The organism is Microbacterium jejuense (assembly GCF_039544225.1).
GTDB lineage: Bacteria > Actinomycetota > Actinomycetes > Actinomycetales > Microbacteriaceae > Microbacterium > Microbacterium jejuense.
This window is the reverse complement of sequence record NZ_BAABLG010000013.1, coordinates 223,323-241,118: the sequence shown is the minus strand read 5'-3', so window position 1 is coordinate 241,118 and position 17,796 is coordinate 223,323. Positions and strand designations below refer to the sequence as shown.

17 protein-coding genes are annotated in these 17,796 nt (G+C 70.1%); 10 read left to right on the top strand and 7 right to left on the bottom strand.

Features of this window, described 5'->3' with window-relative positions; all coding sequences use genetic code 11:
• Window positions 1-1,539 carry a ribosome biogenesis GTPase Der gene (der, locus tag ABEA46_RS20115; protein WP_345547222.1) on the top strand — a complete coding sequence of 513 codons (1,539 nt, stop codon included), beginning with the start codon at window positions 1-3 and terminating at the stop codon, window positions 1,537-1,539.
• 15 nt (window positions 1,540-1,554) lie between these two features.
• Here the strand turns inward: der and ABEA46_RS20110 are convergent, their stop codons facing one another.
• Window positions 1,555-2,001, bottom strand: a complete 447-nt coding sequence (locus tag ABEA46_RS20110) for a GNAT family N-acetyltransferase (protein WP_345547221.1) — start codon at window positions 1,999-2,001, stop codon at window positions 1,555-1,557.
• A gap of 83 nt (window positions 2,002-2,084) precedes the next feature.
• On the opposite strand from ABEA46_RS20110, the gene ABEA46_RS20105 reads away from it, so the two are divergent.
• Window positions 2,085-2,987: an NUDIX domain-containing protein gene (locus tag ABEA46_RS20105; protein ID WP_345547219.1), complete on the top strand. Its 903-nt coding sequence runs from the start codon at window positions 2,085-2,087 to the stop codon at window positions 2,985-2,987.
• Here ABEA46_RS20105 and ABEA46_RS20100 read toward each other — a convergent pair.
• Window positions 2,972-3,547 carry a TetR/AcrR family transcriptional regulator gene (locus ABEA46_RS20100; RefSeq protein WP_345547217.1) on the bottom strand — a complete coding sequence of 192 codons (576 nt, stop codon included), beginning with the start codon at window positions 3,545-3,547 and terminating at the stop codon, window positions 2,972-2,974. The two genes, ABEA46_RS20105 and ABEA46_RS20100, sit on opposite strands and share 16 nt — an antisense overlap.
• 98 nt (window positions 3,548-3,645) lie before the next feature.
• Between ABEA46_RS20100 and ABEA46_RS20095 the strand changes: the two genes are divergently transcribed.
• Window positions 3,646-4,380, top strand: a complete 735-nt coding sequence (locus tag ABEA46_RS20095) for an SGNH/GDSL hydrolase family protein (RefSeq protein ID WP_345547216.1) — start codon at window positions 3,646-3,648, stop codon at window positions 4,378-4,380.
• Here the strand turns inward: ABEA46_RS20095 and ABEA46_RS20090 are convergent.
• Window positions 4,353-4,754 (bottom strand): RNA-binding S4 domain-containing protein, encoded by a 402-nt coding sequence (locus ABEA46_RS20090; RefSeq protein ID WP_345547215.1) that lies wholly within the window; start codon window positions 4,752-4,754, stop codon window positions 4,353-4,355. The genes ABEA46_RS20095 and ABEA46_RS20090 overlap by 28 nt on opposite strands.
• Complete coding sequence (locus ABEA46_RS20085) at window positions 4,751-5,431, bottom strand: lysoplasmalogenase family protein (protein ID WP_345547214.1); 681 nt, start codon at window positions 5,429-5,431, stop codon at window positions 4,751-4,753. Before ABEA46_RS20085 ends, ABEA46_RS20090 begins: the two co-directional genes overlap by 4 nt.
• A gap of 37 nt (window positions 5,432-5,468) precedes the next feature.
• Here ABEA46_RS20085 and ABEA46_RS20080 point away from each other — a divergent pair, with 37 nt between their 5' ends.
• On the top strand, window positions 5,469-6,644 hold the full coding sequence (locus ABEA46_RS20080) for a low temperature requirement protein A (protein ID WP_345547213.1): 1,176 nt from the start codon (window positions 5,469-5,471) through the stop codon (window positions 6,642-6,644).
• Between the two features lie 102 nt (window positions 6,645-6,746).
• On the opposite strand, the gene ABEA46_RS20075 is transcribed toward ABEA46_RS20080, so the two are convergent.
• From ABEA46_RS20075 to ABEA46_RS20065, 3 genes are all read right to left on the bottom strand, one after another.
• Window positions 6,747-8,399 carry a type 2 periplasmic-binding domain-containing protein gene (locus ABEA46_RS20075; protein WP_345547211.1) on the bottom strand — a complete coding sequence of 551 codons (1,653 nt, stop codon included), beginning with the start codon at window positions 8,397-8,399 and terminating at the stop codon, window positions 6,747-6,749.
• A 66-nt stretch (window positions 8,400-8,465) separates the two neighbouring features.
• Complete coding sequence (locus ABEA46_RS20070; RefSeq protein ID WP_345547209.1) at window positions 8,466-9,383, bottom strand: carbohydrate ABC transporter permease; 918 nt, start codon at window positions 9,381-9,383, stop codon at window positions 8,466-8,468.
• Window positions 9,380-10,393, bottom strand: a complete 1,014-nt coding sequence (locus tag ABEA46_RS20065; RefSeq protein ID WP_345547207.1) for an ABC transporter permease — start codon at window positions 10,391-10,393, stop codon at window positions 9,380-9,382. Before ABEA46_RS20065 ends, ABEA46_RS20070 begins: the two co-directional genes overlap by 4 nt.
• 253 nt (window positions 10,394-10,646) lie before the next feature.
• Here ABEA46_RS20065 and ABEA46_RS20060 point away from each other — a divergent pair, with 253 nt between their 5' ends.
• Genes ABEA46_RS20060 through ABEA46_RS20035 form a run of 6 tightly spaced genes read left to right on the top strand, consistent with a single transcriptional unit; the run spans window position 10,647 to window position 17,792 of the window.
• Window positions 10,647-13,109 (top strand): glycosyl hydrolase family 95 catalytic domain-containing protein, encoded by a 2,463-nt coding sequence (locus tag ABEA46_RS20060; protein WP_345547205.1) that lies wholly within the window; start codon window positions 10,647-10,649, stop codon window positions 13,107-13,109.
• The gene (locus ABEA46_RS20055) at window positions 13,106-14,314 is read left to right on the top strand and encodes a CaiB/BaiF CoA transferase family protein (protein WP_345547203.1); all 1,209 of its coding nucleotides are present in this window, start codon (window positions 13,106-13,108) and stop codon (window positions 14,312-14,314) included. Before ABEA46_RS20060 ends, ABEA46_RS20055 begins: the two co-directional genes overlap by 4 nt.
• A complete protein-coding gene (locus ABEA46_RS20050) occupies window positions 14,311-15,429 on the top strand; it encodes an extracellular solute-binding protein (protein ID WP_345547202.1) in 1,119 nt (372 codons plus the stop codon). The genes ABEA46_RS20055 and ABEA46_RS20050 overlap by 4 nt, the downstream gene beginning before the upstream one ends.
• Window positions 15,416-15,874 carry a MaoC family dehydratase gene (locus tag ABEA46_RS20045; RefSeq protein ID WP_345547201.1) on the top strand — a complete coding sequence of 153 codons (459 nt, stop codon included), beginning with the start codon at window positions 15,416-15,418 and terminating at the stop codon, window positions 15,872-15,874. Before ABEA46_RS20050 ends, ABEA46_RS20045 begins: the two co-directional genes overlap by 14 nt.
• The gene (locus ABEA46_RS20040) at window positions 15,871-16,719 is read left to right on the top strand and encodes an amidohydrolase family protein (RefSeq protein ID WP_345547200.1); all 849 of its coding nucleotides are present in this window, start codon (window positions 15,871-15,873) and stop codon (window positions 16,717-16,719) included. Before ABEA46_RS20045 ends, ABEA46_RS20040 begins: the two co-directional genes overlap by 4 nt.
• Window positions 16,719-17,792: a Gfo/Idh/MocA family protein gene (locus ABEA46_RS20035; RefSeq protein WP_345547198.1), complete on the top strand. Its 1,074-nt coding sequence runs from the start codon at window positions 16,719-16,721 to the stop codon at window positions 17,790-17,792. Before ABEA46_RS20040 ends, ABEA46_RS20035 begins: the two co-directional genes overlap by 1 nt.
• Window positions 17,793-17,796 lie beyond the last annotated feature (4 nt).

Sequence of the window (17,796 nt, the reverse complement as noted above, 5' to 3'; positions counted from 1 at the left end):
ATGGCAACGGACAACCGCTCCGAGTTCGACGAGTTCGACGCCGGCGACGACCACCTCGCCGAGAATCTCGCCGCCCTCGACGACGACTTCGTCGAGCAGCGCGCCAGCGCGCTGCGCCAGGGGCTCGAGGACTACGACCTCGACGCCGACGACGCCGAGCTGCTCGCCGGGGTCATCCGCGGCGACGACGGCATCGAGTTCCTGCCGGCGCTGCCCGTGGTCGCGATCGTCGGCCGCCCCAACGTCGGCAAGTCTGCGCTCGTCAACCGCATCCTCGGCCGCCGCGAGGCCGTCGTGGAGGACACCCCTGGCGTGACCCGCGACCGCGTGACCTACAAGGCCGAGTGGATGGACCGCCGCTTCACGCTCGTCGACACCGGCGGCTGGGAGCCCGACGCCAAGGGCATCGACCGCTCGGTCGCGGCGCAGGCCGAGGTCGCGATCGACCTGTCGGACGTCGTGATGTTCGTCGTCGACGCGATGGTGGGCGCCACCTCGACGGACGAGCACGTCGTGCGACTGCTGCGCAAGGCGGGCAAGCCGGTCTTCCTCGTCGCGAACAAGATCGACGACGCCCGCCAGGAGCCCGAAGCTGCCGCGCTGTGGAACCTGGGGCTCGGCGAGCCGCACCCGGTCTCGGCCATCCACGGCCGCGGCGTCGCCGACCTGCTCGACGAGATCGTCAAGGTGCTGCCCGACGTGTCGGCGGTCGCCAAGGCCGAGATCGGGGGACCGCGCCGCGTCGCGATCCTGGGCCGGCCGAACGTCGGAAAGTCGTCGCTGCTCAACAAGGCCGCGGGCGAGGAGCGCGTGGTCGTCAACGACCTCGCCGGCACCACGCGCGACCCTGTCGACGAGATCGTCGAGCTGGGCGGCAAGCTGTGGCGCTTCGTCGACACGGCCGGCATCCGCCGCCGCGTGCACCTGCAGCAGGGCGCGGACTTCTACGCGTCGCTGCGGACCTCGGCCGCGCTCGAGAAGGCCGAGGTCGCGATCGTCGTGATCGACGTCACCCAGCCGATCAGCGTGCAGGACCTCAACATCATCGACCTCGTCCTCGAATCGGGGCGCGCTCTGGTCATCGCCTACAACAAGTGGGATCGCCTGAACGACGACGACATGGACGGGCAGGACCGTCGTCGCTACCTGGAGCGCGAGATCGAGCAGGACCTCGCCCACGTGGCATGGGCGCCCCGCGTCAACATCTCGGCGCGTACCGGCCGCCACCTCGACAAGCTGGTCCCGGCACTCGAGACCGCGCTCGAGTCGTGGGATCAGCGCATCCCGACCGGCAAGTTCAACGCGTTCCTCACCGAGCTCGTGGCCGAGCACCCGCACCCGCTGCGGGGCGGCAAGCAGCCGCGCATCCTGTTCGGCACGCAGGCGTCGACGCGTCCGCCGACGTTCGTGCTGTTCACGACCGGGTTCCTCGACCCGGGCTACCGCCGGTTCATCCAGCGGCGCCTGCGCGAGCTGTACGGCTTCGAGGGCTCGCCGATCGTGATCAACATGCGGGTGCGCGAGCGTCGCCAGCGCTGACGCCTTCGCGTCGGTTCACGTTCCCCGTCGAGCCGGCCGCACCATCGCGGTGCGGTCGGGCTCGGCGAATCCGAACCGCCGGTAGAGGCCGTGGGCGTCGCCGGTGAACAGCGTCCAGCGCATGTCGGCGCCGGGGCCGTCGTCGATCATGAGGCGCACGAGGTGCTTGCCGAGTGCATGGCCGCGGTGCTCGGGGAGCACGAAGACATCGGCGAGGTAGGCGAAGCCGACACCGTCCGACACCGCGCGGGCGAAGCCGACCTGTTCGCCGGTGTCGCGGCGGTATGCGCCGACGACGCGCCACGAGTTCGCGAGCTGGGTCTCGACGTCGGCGCGCGAGCGCCAGCGCCCCCAGTACGCCTCGGTCGACAGCCAGCCCCACACCACGTCGGGCTGGACGCGGGACGGGTCGTCATCGAGGTCGTAGCCGGGGTCGTCGCCGGTGCCGGAGTCGTCGTGCATGCGGTCCATTGTGGCGAGTCGCCCGATGACATGCGCCGTGCCGGTCGGGGACCGGTGGCTTGCCGGTGTGCGAGGCTGGACGCGTGACGATCGAGCCCCCCGCCCCCGGTGAGCCGCGGCGCCCCCACGGCCCCCGCGATCCGGGCGACGCGTGGGTGGTCGCGCCGACGGGGGAGCGCTACTGGGGCCGCTTCGGCGCCGCCGGGCTCCTCGCCGTCGATGCGCAGCGCGGGGTGCTGCTGCAGCACCGCGTGTCGTGGAGCCACTTCGGCGACACCTGGGCGCTTCCCGGCGGTGCCCGCCACGAAGGCGAGTCGGCGTGCGACGGCGCGCTGCGCGAGGCCGCCGAAGAGGCGGGGGTGCCGGAGTCCGCCGTCCGTCCCCGCGTGCTGAGCGTGTTCGAGCTGGGCTACTGGAGCTACACCACCGTCGTGGGCGACGTCGTGGTGCCCTTCGAGCCCGTGATCAGCGATCCCGAGAGCCACGAGCTCGCGTGGGTGCCGATCGAGCGCGTGACCGACTACCCGCTGCACCCCGGCTTCGCGGCCTCCTGGGAGCGCCTGCGCGGCCTCCTGGACGTGCGTCCGGCCGTGGTCGTCGACGTGGCCAATGTGATGGGCTCCGTGCCCGACGGCTGGTGGCGCGATCGGCCCGGTGCGGCTTCGCGCCTGCTCGCGCGGCTCTCGGCCCTCGCAGCCCGCGGGGTCGCGGCATCCGCTCTCGATCTCGGCGAGCAGACCTGGTATCCGTCCTGGACCGCTGTCGTCGAGGGACAGGCGCGGGGGGTCGCCGACGTCGGCGACGTCGAGGTAGTGCGCGCCGACGGCGAGGGCGACGACACGATCGTCGCCGAGGCGCGCCGGGCGGTGGCATCCGGTCGCTCTGTGACGGTGGTCACGAGCGATCGCGGACTTTCGGAGCGGGTGGTGGATGCCGGCGGTGCCGTCCGCGGCACCCGCTGGCTGCTCGATCAGCTGCCGGACTGACCGGCCTCGCCGGTCTGCCGGACGATGAGGCGTCCGGCGCGGGCGACGGCCGCCGCTCCCGAGGCGTCGTCGGCGACCGCCACGAAGTGACGCCCGATCGCGAACGAGAAGGCGAGGACCGCGCGGGCCTCGACCTCGTCGGGGTCGCTGATGAACGTGCGGAACTCGGTGCGCAGGAACTCCATGCGGGCGGTGTCGACCCGGCGCAGTCGCTCTCGCACGTCGTCGTCGCGTCGCGCCCAGTCGCGCACGGCCAGGTCGAGAGGGAGGATCTCGTCCGAGAAGGTGCGGACGCCGGCGCGGCTGATGCGTTCGGCGGCGTCACCGCCGCGCGCGTCGACGCGTGCCCGCACGTCGTCGACGCTCCGGCGCTCCCAGTCGTCCAGCACTGCCGTGAGCAGCTCGTCGCGGCCCGCGAAGTGGGTGTAGAAGCTGCCCTTCGTGACGCCGAGGGCCGCCGCGAGCGCCTCGACCCGCACGGCGTCGGGGCCGCCGGAGCTGAGGGCGTCGGCCGCGGCCTGGATCCAGCGCGGCCGGGGTGTGCGCAGCGTTGCCGGCATCGACGGCCTCCCGGGTGGCGGAACGGGCTGGTGCCCGAATGATCCATACGCTACCGTACGAATCAAGCATTCGCCGCCGTATCTTTGAGGAGCGTCCGATGTCGGATCAGACCGAGCGTCCGTTGACCCCGATCGGCATCGCCGTCGCCCTGGCGCAGGGGCTTCGCGCACGCGGGCGCATCGAGCGCCTGCCCGCCGCCGGCGGACCCGCAGCAGGCACAGTCGCGGGCAGCTCCGGACGCACTCTGCGGATCGCCGTCGTGGGAGAGTCGACGGCGGCGGGCGTCGGGGTGGCCACGCAGCAGGACGGCTTCACCGCTGCCCTGGCGCGTCGCCTGGCGGCTACGACGGGCGCCTCGGTGGACTGGCGTGTGGCGGGTCAGGACGGCGCGACGGCGCGACGCATCCGCCACCGGCTCGTCCCGCTGCTGGGCCCCGGCCCGTTCGACGTCGTGGTGGTGCTCGCCGGCGCGAACGACGTGCTCTCGCGGCGTCCGCCGGAGCAGTGGCGCGAAGACCTCGCCGCGATCGTCGACGGCCTCGCCACGATCTCGCACCGCGTGGTGGTCGCGGGCACGCCGCCGTTCGCGGTGTTCCCGTCGCTGCCGCCGACACTCGGCCGCTACCTGGCCGAGCGGGGGCGGCGATTGGATGCCGTCACGCGGGAGCTGTGCGGCTCCATCGCCCACGCGCAGTTCGTCGGGACGGACCCGAGCCTGATCGATCCGGCGTTCTTCGCCCGTGACGGCTTCCACCCCGGGGCGGGCGGTTACGAGCGCTGGGCCGAGCTGGTCGCCGGCGAGCTTCAGCTGTCGTCGTCCCAGCCGGCCTGATCGCGGCCGCGCAGGCGGTCGATCTCGCGGCGTTCGCGCTTCGTGGGGCGTCCCGCGCCGCGGTCGCGCTGCGCCATCACCGGTGTGGGGTCGCGCGGGGGAGTGCGATCCTCCATGGCGGCCGCGACAAGCGGGGCGCCCACGCGCTTGGAGATCGTCTGCCGCACGATCAGCATGCGGTCGAACCCGTCGATGCGCACGCGCACCTCGTCACCCGGTTTGAGCAGTTGAGCCGCCTTCGCCCGTTCGCCGCCCACACGCACGTGACCGGCGCGGCAGGCCGTCGTGGCCGCGGAGCGGGTCTTGTAGATGCGGACTGCCCAGAGCCAGGCATCCACCCGCACCGGACGGATCGGGGCCCCGGCGTCGGTCATGCCGTCACCGGTGCCGCGGATCCGGCAGCGCGACGTGCGCGGACCGTGGTCAGCACGCCCGCGGCGATGAGGCCCTGCCCGAGGCAGTACGTGAGCATGACGAGCGGGCTCGTCCAGCCCGGCATCGCCTCCGGCAGGAAGAGGCGGAACGCCAGCACCGAGTCCGATGTCAGGAAGAACACGCCGCCCCACACCACGAGCGGATGACAGCGGGATGCCGCGAACGCCGTCCCGCCGAGCACGAGGCCGTACACCGCGACGGCGATCGACAGGCTGCCGAGGTGCGGCCACAGCACCGCGAGGAGCACCACCCACCACACGGCGTAGACGGCTGCCCATGGCGGCACGCGGCGCACCGCCAGGCGGCGCCAGAACAGCCAGATGTACGCGAGGTGGGCCAGGCCGAAGAACAGCAGCATCATCGGCAGCTCGGGTGCGAACGGGAAGAACGTGCCGGCGCCGTCGCCGAGCCATGACAGGCCGATCGCGACGACGAGGAGCGTGAGCGGCGTCGTCCACGCGGTGCCGCGGGATCCCCACACGACGGCGAAGGCGAGCAGCGGCATGAGCGTCAGTTTGGTGGGGCCGGCGATGGCGTCGGCATCGGCTGCGAGCGCCGCGACGTGCACGACCGACAGCGCGATATAGGGGGCGAACCCGATCCAGAGCCGACGCATGATCCTCCTCGATGTGCAGGGCAACCATAATCGTCGCATGACAGATGTGCTCGCCCGCATGGGGCTCATCCGGATGTCCGCACGCGACACCGGGACGCCGCACCGCGTCTCGACCCCGCTCGAGCTGCTGTTCGACCTCGTGTTCGTGGTCGCGGTGTCGCAGGCATCCCAGAACCTCCACCACCTCATCAGCGACGACCACGTGGGACAGGGCGTGCTGTCGTATCTGATGGTGTTCTTCGCGATCTGGTGGGCGTGGATGAACTTCACGTGGTTCGCGTCGGCGTTCGACACCGACGACTGGCTCTACCGCGTGCTGACGGTGGTGCAGATGGGCGGCGTGCTCGTCCTCGCGGCAGGCGTCCACGACGCGATGATCTCGTTCGACTACGTGGTCGTCACGTGGGGCTACGTCATCATGCGGCTCGCGATGGTCGCCCAGTGGCTGCGAGCGGCGGCATCCGATCCCGCACTGCGGCGCACCGCGCTGCGCATGGCCGTCGGCGTGAGCATCATGCAGGTGCTGTGGATCGCGCGCATCTACCTGCTCGACGACACTGCGCAGTTCTGGACCTTCTTCGTGCTGGTCGCGCTCGAGCTGCTCGTGCCGGTGTGGGGCGAGGCGGCCGGGCGGACGCCGTGGCACCCGCACCACATCGCCGAGCGGTACGGCCTGTTCACGCTGCTGCTGCTCGGTGAGAGCCTGCTGGCGTCGGCGAACGCGATCTTCGATGCGCTGGGGGAGGGCGAGCACGTGCCCGAGCTGCTGACGCTCGCGATCTCGGGCATCGTCGTGACGGCCGGGATCTGGTGGGTGTACTTCGCGCGTGAGCAGCTCGACCGGCTGGAGGGGCGCAGGTCGGCGTTCCGCTTCGGCTACCTGCACTACGGCATCTTCGCGGCCGTCGGCGCGGTCTCGGCGGGCGTCGAGGTCGAGATCGACGAGATCACCGGCCACACCTCGGTGTCGCCGGTGATCGCCGGCCTGGCGCTGACGCTGCCGATCGCGATCGTCGTCGCAGGATCGTGGCTCGTGCTGCTGCGTGCGTCGCTGTCGCGGTGGGCGTCGTTCGCGGTGTTGGCCGGCGCCGTGCTGATCGCGCTCAGCGGTCTGCTGCCGACGGCCGAGTACGTGGTCGCGGCGGCGCTCATCGCCGGGGTCGTCGTGGTGCTCGAGGTCGACGGGGCGGCCCGCGCGGATCGGAGCGGATGACCGGATGCCGCGGCCGGCGGCACGACGAAGGCCTGTCGCCGTGAAGTCGACCCGAGGGATCGCTCCACCGCGACAGGCCTCCGCTGCCCGTCGGGGCTGCCGTCAGTCCTTGTTCGACGCGTCCCAGGCCGACTGATAGATCTCGACGTAGCGGTCGCTGCCGTTGGCGGCGAGGGCGTCCTGGAACGCCTGCCAGTCCGCGTCGCTGTCGATGTCGCGCACACCGGTCACGAACTCCGCGCTGGCCTGCTGCACCAGCGACTCGACGTTGGTCTGCACTGTCGACAGCTCGGAGGAATCCGCCTCGGGGATCCAGAGGTTCCAGTACGGGAACGCTTCATCCGGGCTGTTCGCGGCATACGGCTCGGTGGCCTCGAACAGGCGGCGCTCATAGCCGGCGAGGTCGTAGACGTCCTCCGACACCACCTGGGCGCCGCGGAACTCGGTGCTTCCGTAGTACTGGGCCAGCGGTCCCCATGCCACGTTGGCATTGGCGGTGGCCTCGGCGCCACTGAGCCGGTGGCGCAGGTAGAGCGGCTCGAGCGACTCGTCCAGGGCGACGTCGCCCGCCGCCGGACGATCCCACGCCACGCCTTCCTCGCCCCACTCGGCGCGGAGGTGGTTGTCGTAGTCGACCATCCAGTCGACGATCTTCACCAGGGCTGCGGCATCCGCGTCGCTGGCGTTGTTCGTGATGACCAGCGATGCGCCGGGAACGGACGAGAGCAGCTCCGACGCCGGCGAGCCGTTCGGCCCGGTGAGGGGCGCCACCGCGTCGTACTGCTTGTCGCGGCCGTCCTCCTGGCCGATGGTGACGAAGACCCCGGGGTGGCCGACCGTCGCGGCGCCCAGGATCGGATCGCCGGCGACATCGCCGAGGGCGAGCAGCGCGTCCTGATTCTGCGTGAACGCCGATTCGTCGATCAGCCCGTCCTCGTAGAGCGAATGCACGTACTGCAATCCGTCGCGCCATCCGTCGAGGGTCGGCTGCAGCGTGACGGTGTCGCCGTGCAGAGCGAGCGAGGCGGGGATCGAGGCATCCGTCGTGGCCGCCGGCATGTACACGAAGGGATTCATCAGGAAGGGCAGGACCGAGTTCGCGCCGGGAGTTCCCGACAGCGGCACCTCATCGGCCTTGCCGTTGCCGTTGGGGTCCTGGTCACGGAAGGCCGTCAGCACGTCGCGCAGCTCTTCCGGCGTCGTCGGCTGCGCCATGCCGACCGCGTCGAGCCAGGCCGAATTCATCCAGAGCTTGGACGGGTACGTGCAGTGGAAGCAGTCGTTCCACTGCGGGAGACCCCAGATGTTGCCGTCCGGAGCCGTCGCGAGCTGCTCCCACTCCGGCGTCTCCTCCCAGGCGCTGAGAACGTTGGGCGCGTTCTCTTCGAGCAGATCGTTCAGCGGTCTGATCACGCCCTGCTTGCCGAACTTGACAAGCTCCGCCTGAGTGAACTGATCCACCCATGGGATCATCAGGAACGCATCGGGGTAGTTCCCGCTGGCGAGCGCGATCTGGCGAGCCTCCGACGCGGAGCCGGCGTCCCACGTCGTCGTCTCGAACTTCAGGTCGACGTCGAACTTGTCTTCCAGGAAGAGCGTGAACTCGTTCGTGTTCAGGTCGGAGTCTGCGCCCTGCGGGCTGAAGATCGTGATGACGCCGTCCTCGGACGGCTCCGCCTGGGGCGCGCACGCGCCCAGTGTGATCGCAAGCCCGCCGGCGGCGACCACCGCCAGGACCCGGTTGTGATGTTTCATTCTCATGCCTCTCTTCGTCGTGAGGTGGGGTCGCCCAGTGCGGCGACGTCGTGGCCGTGCGGGCGGTCAGCCCTTCACCGCGCCCAGGAGCAGGCCCTTGGTGAAGTAGCGAGCCACGAACGGGTAGATGAGCATCATCGGGACGGTGGAGACCACGATGAGCGAGTACTTGAGCAGGTTCGACAGCTGCTGGCGTTCCAGCGCCGAGGTGGCGTCGCCGCCCGCGTCGTTGTTGAGGATCAGGATGTTCCGGAGCACCAGCTGCAGGGGGTACAGACTGTCGTCGCGCAGGTAGATCAGCGCATCGAAGTACGAGTTCCACTGCACGATCGCGTACATGAGCGCGATCACGGCGATCATCGGGCCCGACAGCGGCAGCACGACCTTCCACAGGATCCGCAGATCACTGGCGCCGTCGATCTCGGCGGCCTCTCGCAGCTCGTCGGGGATCGCTGTGCGGAAGTAGGTGATCGCCAGGATCGTGGGCCAGACCGCGACCGCGTTCGGGATCAGCATCGCCCACCGCGTGTCGAGCATGCCCATCGACTGGACCACCAGGTAGGTCGGGATCAGCCCTCCCGCGAACAGCATCGTGAAGACCACCGCCGCGGTGAGCACCTTGCGACCGACGAAGTCCGCGCGCGAGAGCGGGTAGGCCAGCATCACGGTCAGGGCGACGCTGATGGCTGTTCCGACGATCGTGTAGAACAGCGAGTTGGCGAAGCCCCCGAGGATCTGCGGGCTGCTCAGCGCGACCTCGTACCCCCGCAGGCTGAAGTCCACTGGCCACAGGAACACCTCGCCCGCCGACACCGCTGCGGGGCTGCTGAACGAGCTTGCGACGATGAACCACAACGGCAGCAGCACGACCAGCAGGAACGTCGTGAGCAGGATGTACACGCCGATGATGAAGAATCGGTCGACGCGGGACTCCCGCACCTTCGTCGGCCGGCCCACGCGCCGGATCGTCTTTGCGTCGCTCACCACAGTCCATTCCCCGTCACACGCTTCGATACGGCGTTCACGATCAGCAGCAGCACGAGATTGATCACCGAGTTGAACAGCCCGACGGCGGTCCCGAGGCTGAAGTCGGCGTTCTGGATGCCGATCTTGTAGGTGTAGGTCGCGATGATCTCGGACTGCGACAGGTTCAGCGGGTTCTGCAGCAGGAAGGCCTTCTCGAAACCGACAGCCATGATGCTGCCGACCGAAAGGATCAGCACGACGACGATGGTCGGCGTGATGCTCGGCAGATCGACGTGCCAGATCTTCTGAAGCCGGTTGGCCCCGTCGACCTTCGCCGCTTCGTACAGGGCGGGATCCACGCCGGCGAGCGCGGCCATGTAGATGACGGCGGAGTAGCCCGCGGTCTGCCACACCTCGCTCCAGACGTACACGTGCCGGAAGAAGTCCGGCTGCGCGAGGTAGTCGGTCGCGGGGAGGCCGAAGAATCCGGTGACCGTGCTCAGCATCCCGATCCGCGGCGAGAGGATCAAGATCGCCATCGAGACGACGATGACCGTGGATATGAAGTACGGCGCGTACGTGACCATCTGAACGGTGCGTTTGAAGAACCTGGCCCGGACCTCGTTGAGCGCGAGCGCGAGCAGGATCGGAATGGGAAGACTCGCGATCAGCGCGTACAGACTCAGCAGGAAGGTGTTGCTGACGATGGTGCCGAAGGCAGGGTTCGAGAACAGCCGCTGGAAGTGCTCGAACCCGACCCAGGCGCTGCCCCAGATGCCCTGGATGACGTTGTAGTCCTTGAACGCGATCACCGCGTTCGCCATCGGCACGTACTTGAACACGGCGAAGTACGCCAGCGGGAGCACGACCAGCACATACAGCTGCCAATGGCGCGACACCGATCTGCGCAACCGTCCCGGCCGGCGCCGCGGGGCCGGGAGCTCAGCGCGGTCCGCCGGGGTCGCGCCCAGGAGTGAGTCCTGGGGTCGGGCCTGCGCCGCTGTCACCCCGACGTCGATCTGCACCACCGTTGAACGCTCCCTTGGATTGAGTTCGGCTCTGGCCCCTGCCGCTGCCGCCCGGGAGGGTCGTCGCACGGAGACATCATCGTCCGAAAAATCGATTGTCTGGATCATAGCGATCGTTCCAATGCGAATGCAACCATGGATGGATATTCACACCAGTCCACGCAAGGTGAGTCTGACCATGGGGTTGCCAGACCGGCCTGATCACCGTCTAAGGTGTCTTCCACCAGTAAAACGATTGTCTGAGGTGGGAATGTTGTCAGAGTTGCACCGGCTCGAGTTCGGCGACCCGGCAGCCGAATGGGTCGAGGCGATGCCGCTGGGCAATGGACGCCTCGGCGCCATGGTCTACGGGGGCATCGGGGACGAACTCATCTGGCTCAGCGAGGGATCCGTCTGGTCCGGACCGGGTCGACGCGCTGATCCGCACCCGGTGAGCGCCGGCACGGCGCGCGGCGCTCTGTCGGCCGCCCGCGCCGCGGTGGCCGCGGGTGACTACGTGACGGCCGACGAGGCGATCCGAGCCCTGCAGCACTCCCACCCGCAGTCCTTCCAGCCGCTCGCCCGGCTGCGCCGGAGGGTGGGGGGAGTACCGCACGAGCCTGCCGGGCAGGCCGAGGTCATCCCCGAGAACGACACGGCAGCCGGTGCGGTCGGGCACGCGGCCGAGCCTCCCGCGGGGTACTCGCGCGGACTCGATCTGCGCACTGCGGTCGCCTGGACGCGGAGCCCCGGGATCGGCCAGCGCGCGTTCGTGAGCGATCCGCATCAGGTTCTCGTGATCGAGGTCGCGGGATCAGGACGACCGGTGTCGTTCACCCTCGATTCGCCGCTGCGGCTCGAGTCGGCCGGGTCGGACGGCGACGAGGCCTGGGCGGTGCTGCGGGCTCCCGATGACGTCATCCCGGCCTACCAGCGCGAGGCCGATCCGGTGCGATGGGCCGAGGAGCCCTGCGGCGTGCAGGCGGCGGTCGTCATGCGCGCGATCGGGGGTGGCGTACAGGCTCGATCGACTCCGGCCGGAGTCGTCCTGGAGATCGAGGGCGACACGACCCTGATCCTCGCCGTGCAGACGACCTTCACCAGGCTCGGCATGGACCCCGAGCCGGATGCCGCCGATGCCCTGGCCCGCGCGCGACGACTGTGCCGGAGCGCCGCCGCGACCGGGCTCGACACGCTGCACGACGATCACGTCGCTGCACACCGTGAGCTGTACGACCGCGCAGAGCTGCGGCTCGGTGTGCCCGGGGGATCGGCAGCGCGTGCCGGCGATGACCCGGATGGTACGGATGCCCTCGTCGATGCCGCGGCGGCGGGGATCGCGACGTCGCCGGAACTGCTCGCCGTCCTCTTCAATTACGGCCGATACCTGCTGATCTCGAGTTCGCGGCCCGGAGGCACGCCGGCGAATCTGCAGGGCATCTGGAATCAGCAGCTGCAGCCGCCGTGGAGTTCGAACTTCACGATGAACATCAACCTCGAGATGAACTACTGGCTCACCGAGACCACCGGTCTGGCGGAGTGCGCCGAGCCCCTGTTCGGCCTCGTCGAGGCGCTGGCGATCACCGGCAGGGAGCCTGCCGAGCGGATCTACGGCTCGTCGGGCTGGGTGGCCCACCACGCCAGCGACGTCTGGGCGTTCGCCGAGCCGATGGGGGACGGGACGCACGACCCCGCCTGGGCGTTCTGGCCGTTCGCCGGTGTCTGGCTAAGCTCCCACCTCATCGACAGGCTCGCCTTCACGCGCGACGAGGCTGCCGCGCGCCGGTTCTTCCCGGTGCTGGCCGGGGCCGCCAGGTTCGTTCTGGACTGGCTCGAACCCCGCGCCGACGGCACCTTGGGGACCTCGCCGTCCACGTCGCCCGAGAACCGGTTCGTGGTGCCCGGAGGCGGTGTCGCCGCGGTGGCCGCCGACTCCACGATGGATCTGGAGCTCTCGCGTCACCTGCTCGCCTCGCTGGTGCGGATCGCCGACGAGTACAGCCTGCGCTCGGAGGCCGAAGAGGTGTGTGCAGAGGCCGCCGCCGCGCTGCCGCGGATCCGTGAGATCGGCGTCGACGGCGACGGACTGCTGCGGGAGTGGGCCGACCTCGAACGGATGGCCGATCCCCGCCATCGCCACATCGCGCACCTCGTGGGTGTGCATCCGACCGATGCGCCGCTGTCGCCCCGGATCGCTGCGGCAGCCGCTCGCAGCCTGGATGCTCGCGGAGACGAGGGCACCGGCTGGTCGCTCGCCTGGAAGGCGGCGATGCGGGCGCGCCTGCGCGATCCCGAGGGCGTGGGCCGGCTCCTGGATCTCTTCGTCCGCCGGAACATCGAGATCGAGCCCGGCCCGACGGGCGGGCGATGGCGCGGCGGGCTCTACCGCAACCTGTTCTCGGCGCATCCGCCGTTCCAGATCGACGGCAATCTCGGCCTGGTCGCCGCCGTCGTCGAGTGCCTGCTGCAGTCGCATGCCGGTCGCCTCGACCTGCTCCCCGCCCTGCCGGCCGCGCTGCCGGACGGAGAGGTCCGCGGCCTCCGGGCACGCGGCGGGCTCCTCGTCGATCTGCGCTGGCGCGGCGGCGCGCTGACAGAGGCGACGATCACGCCGGCGCCGGGCGGGGCCGACCGGGTACGCGTGGTGCTCGGATCGCGGGAGCGGGACGTCGACCTCACATCCCGTCAGCCGGTGCACCTCACCATCGCCGACTTCTCTCAGGAGCACGCATCATGACCACCGCGCAGCAGGGTCCTCTCCGTCCGCTGGACGGCTTCCTGGTCCTCGACTTCAGCCAGTTCCTGGCCGGTCCGGTCGCCGCGCTGCGGCTGGCGGACCTCGGCGCCCGCGTGATCAAGATCGAGCGTCCTGTCATCGGCGACATCGGTCGCGGGCTCGCGTTCGCGGGTGCGCGCGCCGGTGCCGACACCGTCTCGTTCCATGCGATGAACCGCGGCAAGCAGAGCGTGGCCGCCGATCTGAAGGACCCCGACGACCTCGCCTTCGTGCGCCGGCTCGTCGAGCAGGCCGATGTCGTGGTGGAGAACTTCCGCCCCGGGGTGATGGAGCGGCTCGGCATGGACTACGAGACGGTCCGGGCGGTGAACCCCGGGGTCGTGTACGGCTCGATCACCGGGTACGGTGACGTCGGCCCGTGGCGGGACCGACCCGGTCAGGACCTGCTCGCCCAATCCATCGCGGCGCTGCCCTGGCTGCAGGCGGATCCGGAGCCGAGTCCGGTGGGCATCGCGATCGCCGACCATCTGGCGTCCTGCCACCTCGCCCACGGGATCACGGCACTGCTGGTGCGCAGACTGCGCACGGGTGTCGGCGGGCAGGTGCAGACGTCTCTGCTCGAGGCGATGCTCGATCTGCAGTTCGAGATGCTGTCGGTGCGGCTCACCGCTCCGTCGGCGGTCGACGCGCCCCGTCCGCGGGGTCCGCACAGCGCGCACACCTACCTTCCCGCGCCGTACGGGGTGTACCCGACGGCGGACGGGTACCTGTCGATCGCCATGAATCCGGTACCGCTGCTCGGTGAGCTGCTGCAGCTTCCCGAGCTCGTCGCGCTGACGGATCCCGAATCGTGGTGGGAGCAGCGCGGGCGTATCGAGACCCTGATCGCCGACCGTCTCAGAAGCGCCTCAACCGCCAGTTGGCTTGCCGTGCTGGATGCCGCCGACATCTGGTGTGCGCCGCTGCAGACCATGGACCAACTGATCGAGCACGAGGGGTTCCGGGCGATCGACATGGTCCAGACCCTGGGACGCGAAGAGAGCGACGGGGTCCGGACGACGGTGACGACGACCCGGCTGCCGATACGCGTGGACGGCGAGCGGCTCTGGGGGACCGATGCGGGTCCGGTCCTCGGGGCCGACACCGATCAGGTGCGTGCCGAGCTCGCACCCGATCGGGAGCCCGTGGCCGGGAGGGTGCCGTGACGATCCGGCTGAAAGGCATCACGTGGGATCACGAGCGCGGTCGCGACAGCATCGTCGCCGCGTCTCGTGCCTACGCCGATGCGGGGCATGGCGTGGAAGTCGAGTGGGAAGCCCGGTCTCTGCAGGCCTTCGCCGACCAGGACCTCGACGCGCTGGCGAGCGCGTACGACCTGCTCGTCATCGATCACCCGCATATCCCGCACGCCGCGCAGGCGGGGCTGCTCGTAGCGCTGCCGGATGGCGAAGGACCAGCCGAATACGTGGGGCGGTCCGACGAGAGCTACCGGTGGCGAGGCGTCCGCTATGGGCTTGCCATCGATGCCGCGGCGCAGGTCGCGGCGTACCGTCCCGATCTGCTGGCGGAACCGCCGCGCACGTGGCCGGACGTCCTGGACCTCGCCCGCGACGGCGCGGTGCTGTGGCCGGCGAAGCCGATCGACGCCTTCGCCTCCGTCTTCACGCTCTCGTCCGGGCTGCAGGGCGGCGACGCCGGTGGCCGCGGGTTCGCCGATCCGGATGCCTTCGCCCAGGGCTGGCACCTGCTCGGACGGCTGCGCGACCTCGTTCCGCGCGAGTGCCTCGGAGAGAATCCGATCCAGACCTCCGACCGGCTGGCGGCGTCGGATCGATGGGCCTACGCCCCGCTGCTGTACGGCTACAGCAACTACGCCCGGGCGGGGTTCCGCGAGCATGTGCTGCGTTGGACGGACATCCCCGAGATCGATGGGAGCCCCCGCGGGTCCATGCTCGGCGGCGCCGGACTGGCCGTGTCGGCGCGCGGCACGCACCGGACCGAGGCGATCGCCTTCGCGACCTGGGTCGCCACCAGCGAGGTCCAGAGCGGTGTGTATGCGCGCGCGGGCGGGCAGCCCGGCCACGTGTCCGCCTGGGCGGACGCCGGACTCGACGAGCTGACCGGGGGATTCTTCGCGGGCACCCGTCGCACGGTGGAGCTGGCGAGCCTGCGGCCGCAGCATCCCGGTTACATGGCGGTCCAGGATGCGGCGTGCGAGCGCGTGCACCGCGGTCTGGTGAGTCGCGAACCGGCCGCCGACGTGCTGGCGGATCTGGATCGGATGTTCGAGTCGCTGGGAGCGCAGGATGCAGGTCGTTGATCGATACTTCGAGGACTTCACCGCGGGGGAGGTGCGGCATACCCTGGGACGGACCATCACGGAAGCCGACGTCGTCCTCCACGCGGGACAGACCGGCGACTTCTTCCCCCACCACATGGATGAGCACTGGTGCGTTCACGAGGCGGGACTGGGCGGACGGATCGCGCACGGCACCCTGATCATCGCGATCGCCGTCGGGATGACCGCCGGCGATGTCAATCCGCAGGCCATGAGCTACGGCTACGACCGCATACGCTTCATCAAGCCGGTGTTCCTCGGAGACACGATCCGCGTGAAGGCAGAGGTCGTCGGGGTCGCCGATCATCCTCGCCGCGCCGAGCTCGGACGGGTCGACGAGCGCGTCTCGGTGACCAATCAGCACGGCGAGACGGTGCTGTCGCTGGTGCACCTGTATGTCGTCAACAAGCGGGGAGCGCACGAATGATCGACACCCATCTGCATGTCTGGGATCGCGCCCGCTCGAGCTATCGCTGGCTCGACGGCGCCCCGGAGCGCCTTCGCGGTGACCACCTCCTGGAGCAGGGCCTTGCTGCGGTGGCAGGCCACGGATTCGAGGCCGCGGTGCTGGTGCAGGCCGACGAGACGCTCGACGAGACGGCCTACCTGCTCGAACTGGCCGCCGCCGACGCGCGCGTCGCGGGAGCGGTCTGCTACCTGCCGCTGGAGGCTCCGGCGATCGTGGCCGAGCGGCTCCCCGCGCTGACCGCGATCGCCGGATTCGTGGGGGTGCGCAACCTCACCCACGATCGCTCCGATCCGGACTGGATCCTCGGGCCCGACCAGCGCCGCAGTCTCGGGATGCTGGAAGCGGCCGGTGTTCCGCTGGACTACATCGCCGTGCTCCCTCGGCACCGGGAGAACCTCGTCACGCTCGCCCGCGACCATGCCGGTCTGACCCTGGTGCTCGATCATCTGGGCAGCCCCCCGATCGGGTTGCCCGGTGAATATCGCCGGTGGGTCGATCAGGTCGCCGATGCGGCGACGCTGTCGAACGTGGTCGCCAAGGTGTCCGGCCTGTACCGGGCCGACCCGGCCGGCATCGGAACAGCGGTGACGGCGGATCAGGCGCAGATGGTGCTGGCGGCGGCACTGGAGGTGTTCGGGCCGGACCGGCTGATGCTCGGCAGCGACTGGCCGATGGGTACCGTCTCGGGCACGGGGGCGGCCACACTGGATGCCGTCGTGGCGGCGGTGGATGCGCTCGAACCGGACCAGGCGCATGCCCTCCGCCGGGCGACGGCCGCGCGCGTCTACGGACTGGTGGTCTGATGATGCACGAGCACCGACCGAACCCCGCCTACCTCGCAGGGCCGCCGAGCGCGCCGATGCCGATCATCCTGATCGGTGCCGGCGGCATCGCCCGCGACGCCCACCTCCCGGCCTACCGGAAGGCCGCATGGCCGGTCCTCGCCGTGGTGGACCTCGACGGCGATCGGGCTCGCGCGCTCGCCAACGCGTTCGCGGTGCCGATCGCCTGCACGGATGTGTCGGAGGCGGTGTCGGTCCATGGGACGACGGCGGTGTACGACGTCGCGGTGATGCCGGACGCGTTCGCGTCGATCCTCGAGGCACTGCCGGACGGCGCGGCCGTGCAACTCCAGAAGCCGTTGGGGTACACCTATGCGCAGGCGCGCGCGCTGCACGAGATCGTGAGGCGCAAGCGGCTCACTGCGGCGGTGAACACCCAGCTTCGATTCGCGCCGCAGGTGGCGGCCGCGCGCGCCCTGATCGCGGAAGGCGCCATCGGCGAGCTCGTCGACATCGAGATCCTGGTGAGGGTCGAGACGCACTGGGAGCTGTTCCCCAGCGTGTTCGGGCTCGAGCGCATGGAGATGCCGATGCACTCGGTGCACTACGTCGATCTGGTCCGATCGTTCGTCGGCGATCCGACGGGGGTCAGTGCCGTCACCGTCGCGCATCCCGGCTCACGGCTGACCAGCACCCGCACCGCCTACCTGCTCCATTACGCCGGGCGTCCGCTGCGGGTCACGATCAGCGCCAACCACGATCACACGTTCGGTCCCGAGCACCAGGAGGCCACCGTGCTGTGGCAGGGAACGGCAGGCGCCATCCGCGCCCAGCTGGGCTTGCTGCTCGACTACCCGCGGGGCGGACCTGACCGTCTCGAACTGAGCACCGGTGTCGGCTGGCAGGAGCTCACGGTGGACGGTACATGGTTCCCGGATGCCTTCATCGGCACCATGGGAGCCCTGCAGCGATACGTCACGGGCGAGTCTGACGCGCTGCCGACCGCTGTGGACGATGTGCTGCGCACCATGGCCGTGCTGGAGGCCGCGCATGAGGCGAGTCAGGTCGGAGGACACCCGCTCCCGGATGCCTGAGGAT

Bases quoted from the DNA above. Each gene is read 5' to 3' on its own strand.
- ABEA46_RS20085 (WP_345547214.1), bottom strand. From the start codon at position 5,431: ATGCGTCGGCTCTGGATCGGGTTCGCCCCCTATATCGCGCTGTCGGTC.
- ABEA46_RS20090 (WP_345547215.1), bottom strand. From the start codon at position 4,754: ATGACCGACGCCGGGGCCCCGATCCGTCCGGTGCGGGTGGATGCCTGG.
- ABEA46_RS20040 (WP_345547200.1), top strand. From the start codon at position 15,871: ATGATCGACACCCATCTGCATGTCTGGGATCGCGCCCGCTCGAGCTAT.
- ABEA46_RS20055 (WP_345547203.1), top strand. From the start codon at position 13,106: ATGACCACCGCGCAGCAGGGTCCTCTCCGTCCGCTGGACGGCTTCCTG.
- ABEA46_RS20045 (WP_345547201.1), top strand. From the start codon at position 15,416: ATGCAGGTCGTTGATCGATACTTCGAGGACTTCACCGCGGGGGAGGTG.
- der (WP_345547222.1), top strand. From the start codon at position 1: ATGGCAACGGACAACCGCTCCGAGTTCGACGAGTTCGACGCCGGCGAC.
- ABEA46_RS20035 (WP_345547198.1), top strand. From the start codon at position 16,719: ATGATGCACGAGCACCGACCGAACCCCGCCTACCTCGCAGGGCCGCCG.
- ABEA46_RS20075 (WP_345547211.1), bottom strand. From the start codon at position 8,399: ATGAAACATCACAACCGGGTCCTGGCGGTGGTCGCCGCCGGCGGGCTT.
- ABEA46_RS20080 (WP_345547213.1), top strand. From the start codon at position 5,469: ATGACAGATGTGCTCGCCCGCATGGGGCTCATCCGGATGTCCGCACGC.
- ABEA46_RS20095 (WP_345547216.1), top strand. From the start codon at position 3,646: ATGTCGGATCAGACCGAGCGTCCGTTGACCCCGATCGGCATCGCCGTC.
- ABEA46_RS20100 (WP_345547217.1), bottom strand. From the start codon at position 3,547: ATGCCGGCAACGCTGCGCACACCCCGGCCGCGCTGGATCCAGGCCGCG.
- ABEA46_RS20110 (WP_345547221.1), bottom strand. From the start codon at position 2,001: ATGCACGACGACTCCGGCACCGGCGACGACCCCGGCTACGACCTCGAT.